Source organism: Escherichia sp. KTE52, assembly GCF_000408325.1.
In the GTDB taxonomy this organism is placed as follows: Bacteria; Pseudomonadota; Gammaproteobacteria; order Enterobacterales; family Enterobacteriaceae; genus Escherichia; species Escherichia marmotae.
On record NZ_KE138680.1, the window covers coordinates 2,359,282 to 2,366,235 of the forward strand.

The 6,954-nt window shown below is 52.8% G+C and carries 4 protein-coding genes; 3 read left to right on the plus strand and 1 reads right to left on the minus strand.

What is annotated here, in order from left to right; genetic code table 11:
- Positions 1-97 precede the first annotated feature (97 nt).
- Entirely contained in the window at positions 98-2,599 is a 2,502-nt protein-coding gene (gene copA, locus A1SC_RS00870; protein WP_000083928.1) for a copper-exporting P-type ATPase CopA, read from the minus strand.
- Between the two features lie 261 nt (positions 2,600-2,860).
- Here copA and glsA point away from each other — a divergent pair, with 261 nt between their 5' ends.
- The 3 genes from glsA to A1SC_RS00855 all read left to right on the plus strand — a co-directional run bounded on the left by glsA (position 2,861) and on the right by A1SC_RS00855 (position 6,787).
- On the plus strand, positions 2,861-3,793 hold the full coding sequence (gene glsA, locus A1SC_RS00865) for a glutaminase A (protein ID WP_001278189.1): 933 nt from the start codon (positions 2,861-2,863) through the stop codon (positions 3,791-3,793).
- Positions 3,794-3,795: 2 nt separating this feature from the next.
- Positions 3,796-5,088, plus strand: coding sequence for an APC family permease (locus tag A1SC_RS00860; protein WP_000982141.1), 1,293 nt, complete (start codon positions 3,796-3,798; stop codon positions 5,086-5,088).
- A gap of 343 nt (positions 5,089-5,431) precedes the next feature.
- Positions 5,432-6,787 carry a TolC family outer membrane protein gene (locus A1SC_RS00855; RefSeq protein WP_016263006.1) on the plus strand — a complete coding sequence of 452 codons (1,356 nt, stop codon included), beginning with the start codon at positions 5,432-5,434 and terminating at the stop codon, positions 6,785-6,787.
- Positions 6,788-6,954 lie beyond the last annotated feature (167 nt).

Here is a 6,954-nt window from a genome sequence, read left to right on the forward strand (position 1 = left end):
GAACCGTAGGCCGGATAAGGCGTTCACGCCGCATCCGGCAGTCGTGCGTTAATGCCAAATGCGCCGCCCTGAAGCAGCGCATCCGGCAATGACGTACTTACTCTTTCGGTTTAAACCGCAGCAACCGGTTGGCGTTGCTCACCACGGTAATCGACGAGAGTGCCATGGCTGCCCCGGCAACCACCGGGTTAAGCAAGGTTCCGGTGAACGGCCATAAAATACCGGCGGCGACGGGGATCCCAATGCTGTTATAGATAAACGCACCAAGCAGATTCTGCTTCATATTACGCAGCGTTGCGCGGGAGATGGCGAGCGCATCGGCAACGCCCATCAGACTATGGCGCATCAGAGTAATCGCTGCGGTTTCAATCGCAACATCACTCCCACCGCCCATTGCAATACCGACATCCGCCTGGGCCAGTGCTGGCGCGTCGTTAATACCGTCACCCACCATTGCGACCTGACGCCCCTCGCTTTGCAGACGTTTAATCGCTTCGGCTTTACCATCCGGCAATACACCCGCAATCACTTCATCAATCCCCGCTTCTTTGGCGATCGCATTGGCGGTCGTTGGGTTATCCCCGGTCAACATCACCAGACGATATCCCGCTTTATGCAGCCGTTGCAGCGCCGCCACGCTATCACTACGTAATGGATCGCGTACTGCCAGCAGGGCTACCGCTTTACCGTCAACCGCCAGCAGCACTGGCGTTGATCCTTGCGATGCCTGGGCGGTAATCTCCGCTTCGATAGCTTTCGTATCTACTTGCTGATCATTTAACAGCGCCTGATTCCCCAACAGCAGCGCATGGCCTTCTGCTTCACCGCTCACGCCCAGCCCGCGCAATGTGCGGAAGCCGTTGACTTGTGGCAGTTGCATATCGCCTGCTTTATCGAGGATTGCCCGCGCCAGTGGGTGGCTGGAACCTTGTTCCAGTGCCGCCGCCAGACGCAGCGCCTGCGCTTCGTCAACATCAGCAAAGGTTTTCACAGTGACAACCTGCGGCTTCCCTTCGGTCAGCGTCCCGGTTTTATCGAAAACTACGGTATCCAGCGTACTGGCACGTTGCAGTGCGTCGGCGTCACGCACCAGCACACCGAACTCTGCCGCGCGGCCGACACCAGAAATAATCGACATCGGCGTTGCCAGCCCCAGCGCACACGGGCAGGCGATAATCAGCACCGTGGTGGCAATCACCAGGGTATAAACAATTTGCGGTGCCGGACCAAAGAAATACCAGATTGCCGCACTGATCAGCGCAATCACCACCACTACCGGCACAAACACGGCAGAGATTTTATCCGCCAGTTGGCCGATTTCCGGCTTACTGCTCTGGGCCTGGCGCACCATGCGAATAATCCGCGACAAGGTAGTATGGCTGCCAACCGCACTGGCGCGAAACAGCACGCTGCCGTCCTGCACCACCGTCCCGGCATGGACACTATCGCCTTCGCCTTTTTGCTGCGGAATAGGTTCACCCGTCAGCATTGCTTCATCCAGCCACGCTTCGCCCTGGGTAATCTCACCATCTACCGGCACACGATCACCGGTCGTCAGGCGCAGCAACATACCTGGCTGCACTTCAGCCAGCGGCACACTTTTTTCACCATCTTCGGTGACCAGTCGTGCCGTGGGCGGGGTTAAATCGAGTAATTTCTCCAGCGCTTTAGAAGAGCGCTGACGTGCGCGCGCTTCCAGCATATGGCCGAGATTAATCAGACCGATAATCATCGCGCTGGCTTCGTAATAAAGATGTCGCGCTTCCATCGGGAACCACTGCGGCCACAGGTTGACGCTCATCGAATAGAGCCACGCCACGCCTGTACCCAGCGCTACCAGCGTATCCATCGTCGCCGCGCCGTTCAGCAGGCTTTTCCATGCGCTGCGGTAAAAATGCCCACCCGCGAAAACCATCACCGCCAGCGTAATCAGGCCGATAACCAACCACAGGTTGCGGTTGTCGGCAGTGACCATCATGTTCTCGCCAATCATCCCCCAGACCATCACCGGGATACCCACCGCCAGGGCGACAATCGCCTGCCAGCGGAAGCGTTTCATAGTCGCGACGGCGGTTTCCTGCTGGCGCTCGCGGCGTTTAGCATCATCTTCAATCGCCTCTGCGCCGTAGCCCGCTTTTTCCACCGCCTGCACTAAATCTTGTGGGGAGGCACTGCCCATCACCAGCGCAGTGCGCTCCGCCAGGTTTACCCGTGCCTGGGTGACGCCCGGTACGCTTTGCAGCGCGTTCTGCACCCGGGTGACACAACTGGCGCAGCTCATGCCGCTCAGCAGCAACTGCTGACTATCGTCTTCGGCGGTCGCTGCCGGAAGCTCATCAGGAACCGCTGTCAGTGCTTCCGACGGGATTGATGACTCCGCCAGCGGTTTAGCCTTTGGGTGGCTTACTGATGCGTCATAACCCGCTTGCTTGATAGTTTCGATAAGCTGTTCTGCGCTGGCAGTACCGGTAACGTGCGCTTCAGTGATAGACACGTCCGCCTGCTCAACGTCCGGGCGCTGCTCAAGACTCTCTTTTACGCGTTTAACGCAGTGACCGCAGGACAAGCCGTCCAGGGTCAGGTCGATTGTTTGAGACATAATTCACTCCTTTAAGACAGTGTTGACTGACTGAGATAAAGGGTAAACCTTCCAGCAAGGGGAAGGTCAAGAAATTAATTAATCACCAGGATAAAAGTCAGTGAAGATTAAAAAATTGGCTCAATTTCCATCAGAATCAGACAATTATCTCTTTGTTTTCCTGTAGTTAATTTGCGGGTGCTAAGTTAAATCAGGATGCCTGAAAATTGGCATCGGGGTGAGGAATAACCTCCCGCATCTATAAAAAGGAGTTAACAAAAGATGTCAGATGCAAAAAATTTACAGCAGGCAGTGGACCAGGCATATACCCAATATCATTCACTGAGCGGCGGACAAAATGCCGATTACATTCCCTTTCTGGCGAATGTCCCCAGCCAACTGGCGGCAGTGGCTATTGTGACTTGCGATGGTAGCGTCTATCGCGCGGGTGACAGTGATTACCGCTTTGCGCTGGAATCCATCTCGAAAGTCTGTACGTTAGCCCTCGCGCTGGAAGATGTCGGCTCGCAGGCGGTTCAGGACAAAATTGGCGCTGACCCGACCGGATTGCCTTTTAATTCAGTCATCGCCTTAGAACTTCATGGCGGCAAACCGTTGTCGCCACTGGTGAATGCAGGTGCTATCGCCACTACCAGTCTGATCAAAGCCGACAATGCCGAGCAACGCTGGCAGCGGATTTTACACATCCAACAACAACTGGCTGGGGAGCAGGTGGCGCTCTCTGATGAAGTGAATCAGTCAGAGCAGACCACCAACTTCCACAATCGCGCAATTGCCTGGCTACTGTATTCCTCCGGATACCTCTATTGCGATGCGATGGAAGCCTGCGACGTGTACACCCGTCAGTGCTCCACGCTTATCAATACCGTTGAACTGGCGACGCTTGGCGCGACGCTGGCGGCGGGCGGTGTTAATCCGCTAAGCCAAAAACGTATTCTTCAGGCCGATAATGTACCGTACATCCTGGCCGAAATGATGATGGAAGGACTGTATGGTCGCTCCGGTGACTGGGCGTATCGCGTGGGGTTGCCCGGAAAAAGCGGCGTTGGCGGCGGTATTCTGGCGGTCGTACCTGGCGTGATGGGTATTGCCGCGTTCTCGCCACCGCTGGATGAAGAAGGCAACAGTGTTCGCGGACAAAAAATGGTGGCATCGGTCGCTAAACAACTCGGCTATAACGTGTTTAAGGGCTGATCATGATGAACACGGAAGGTGATAACGATAACAAACCCCTCGGGCTATGGAATGTCGTTTCCATCGGCATTGGGGCGATGGTGGGGGCGGGGATCTTTGCCCTGCTGGGGCAGGCCGCGTTGTTAATGGAAGCCTCGACCTGGGTCGCCTTTGCCTTTGGCGGTATTGTGGCGATGTTTTCCGGTTATGCCTACGCGCGGCTTGGGGCGAGTTACCCCAGTAACGGCGGGATTATTGACTTCTTTCGTCGGGGATTAGGTAATGGCGTCTTTTCGCTGGCTCTATCGTTACTGTACCTGATGACGCTGGCGGTGAGTATCGCGATGGTGGCTCGTGCCTTTGGCGCTTATGCCGTGCAGTTTTTGCATGAAGGCAGCCAGGATGAGCATCTTATTTTGCTGTACGCACTGGCGATCATTGCGCTGATGACACTATTTAACTCCTTAAGCAATCATGCGGTAGGGCGGCTGGAAGTGATCCTCGTCGGCATCAAAATGATGATCCTGTTGTTGTTGATCGTCGCAGGCGTCTGGTCGCTACAACCAGCGCACATTTCTGTCTCTGCACCACCCAGCTCCGGCGCGTTCTTCTCCTGTATTGGGATAACCTTCCTTGCTTATGCGGGCTTTGGCATGATGGCAAACGCAGCGGATAAAGTGAAAGATCCGGCGGTCATTATGCCACGGGCGTTTCTGGTGGCGATTGGCGTTACCACGCTACTCTACATTGCGCTGGCGCTGGTGCTACTTAGCGATGTTTCGGCATTAGAGTTAGAAAAATATGCCGATACCGCCGTAGCGCAAGCCGCTTCTCCGTTGCTCGGACATGTGGGTTATGTGATTGTGGTCATCGGCGCTTTACTGGCGACGGCCTCAGCCATCAACGCCAACCTGTTTGCCGTGTTTAATATCATGGACAATATGGGCAGCGAGCGCGAACTGCCGAAATTAATGAATAAATCCCTGTGGCGGCAGAGTACCTGGGGAAACATCATCGTAGTGGTGTTGATTATGCTGATGACGGCGGCGCTGAATTTAGGCTCGCTCGCCAGCGTCGCCAGTGCCACTTTTTTGATCTGCTACCTGGCGGTGTTTATGGTCGCTATCCGCCTGCGTCATGATATTCACGCCTCGTTACCGATCCTTGTTGTTGGCACGCTGGTTATGTTGTTGGTGATCATCGGGTTTATTTACAGTCTGTGGTCACAGGGCAGCAGTGCGCTGATGTGGATTATTGGCGCACTATTACTAAGCCTTATTGTGGCAATGGTAATGAAACGGAATAAAACGGTATAAACTTTTCTGTGCGCGGTGCTTTCTGTACTGCGCTTTTATTTTTATCCTTAAATTAATCTCCTTTCTTATGCCTTTAATAAATAATTCACAAAAAAAAGATATATAGACGATAAAACTGTGATTTCTATCACTTCCTGGCATGGATTATTCTTAACAAGGATGATGGTAATCTAAAAGTCGTAGTGTATTCATTAATAAATGACGTATAAGCTTTTCAACTGCATTTCTTTTAAAGGGGGAAGTAAAAACGAAAGAGATGCGCAAGTTATTACCCTTCTTAAATAAAATGATGCTGGTTATAAAGATCAGTTAAAATAATGACCTGGAAGGAAGTGACTTACCTATGGCGCGATTACAATTAAAAAACCGTAAAAATAAAGGTCTGATATTTTTAATAAGTTTTATTGTGATGGGAGGAGACGCGCTTGCTGCACCGTTACCACAATGGGCTAATGCCCCTGCGGTTACGCCGGTTGCCAGTTTATCCTTACAGGAAAGTATATTACGCGCATTTGCCCGCAATCCTGACGTCACCCAACAGGCGGCGCAGATAGGTATTGGCGAAGCGCAAATCGATGAAGCCAAAAGTGCCTGGTATCCGCACGTGGGTTTAACCGGCAACGCAGGCCCGTCGCGACAAACTGACTCCAGCGGCAGGCTGGATAACAACGTTTCTTATGGCATAACCCTGACGCAACTGGTGTATGACTTTGGTAAAACTAACAACAATATCAAACTGCAAACTGCCGCTCGTGATAGCTACCGCTTTAAATTAATGGCCACCCTGACCGATGTCGCAGAGAAAACGGCGACCGCCTATATGGAAGTTAGCCGTTATCAGGCTTTGTGTGACGCGGCGCAACGCAATATTCACTCGCTGGAAAATGTCTATAACATGGCGGCACTGCGCGCCAATGCCGGGCTGAACTCATCTTCTGATGAATTACAGGCCCAGACGCGTATTGCCGGAATGCGCTCGACGCTGGAGCAATATCAGGCACAGATGGCCAGCGCCAAAGCACAACTGGCGGTGCTGACCGGCGTACAGCCGGAGGCGATAGCCGCGCCGCCAGGCGAATTAGCCGAACAGCCAGTATCGCTAAAAAATATCGATTATCAGTCCATCCCACTGGTGCTGGCGGCAGAAAACTTACGCCAGTCGGCTCAGTACGGGGTAGAAAAAACCAAAGCGCAATACTGGCCCACGCTCAGTATTCAGGGGGGCAAAACGCGCTACCAGACCAGCGACCGTTCGTACTGGGACGACCAGTTACAGTTGAACGTCAATGCGCCGCTGTATCAGGGGGGCGCGGTTTCTGCTCAGGTGCAACAAGCCGAAGGGCAACAAAAAATCTCTGCCTCGCAGGTCGAACAGGCAAAACTGGATGTGCTGCAACGGGCGTCGGTGGCGTATGCCAACTGGACCGGTGCACGGGGTCGTGAAGAAGCAGGTTTAGCGCAATCCGAAAGCGCGCACAAAACGCGAGATGTGTACCAAAATGAATATAAATTAGGCAAACGCAGTCTGAATGATCTATTAACCGTCGAGCAAGATGTCTTTCAGGCGCAATCGGCTGAAATAAATGCCAATTATGATGGTTGGGTCGCAGCAGTTAATTATGCCGCTGCGGTTAATAACCTGATTCCATTAGCGGGAATTAAACAAGGTTTATACAACGACTTACCCGACTTGAAATAATCCTGCCATTATTAATAGTAGGGCTACATCGTTATTAAGTGATTTTACTCGTCATGCTTCAGGTTAGCATGAATTGCGGCTGCGTATCCTCTCGCTTGCCACCTTTCTGCAACTTGAATTATTTAGAGTAACCCTTTGTCTTATTAAGATAAATGGACTCGCTAAGG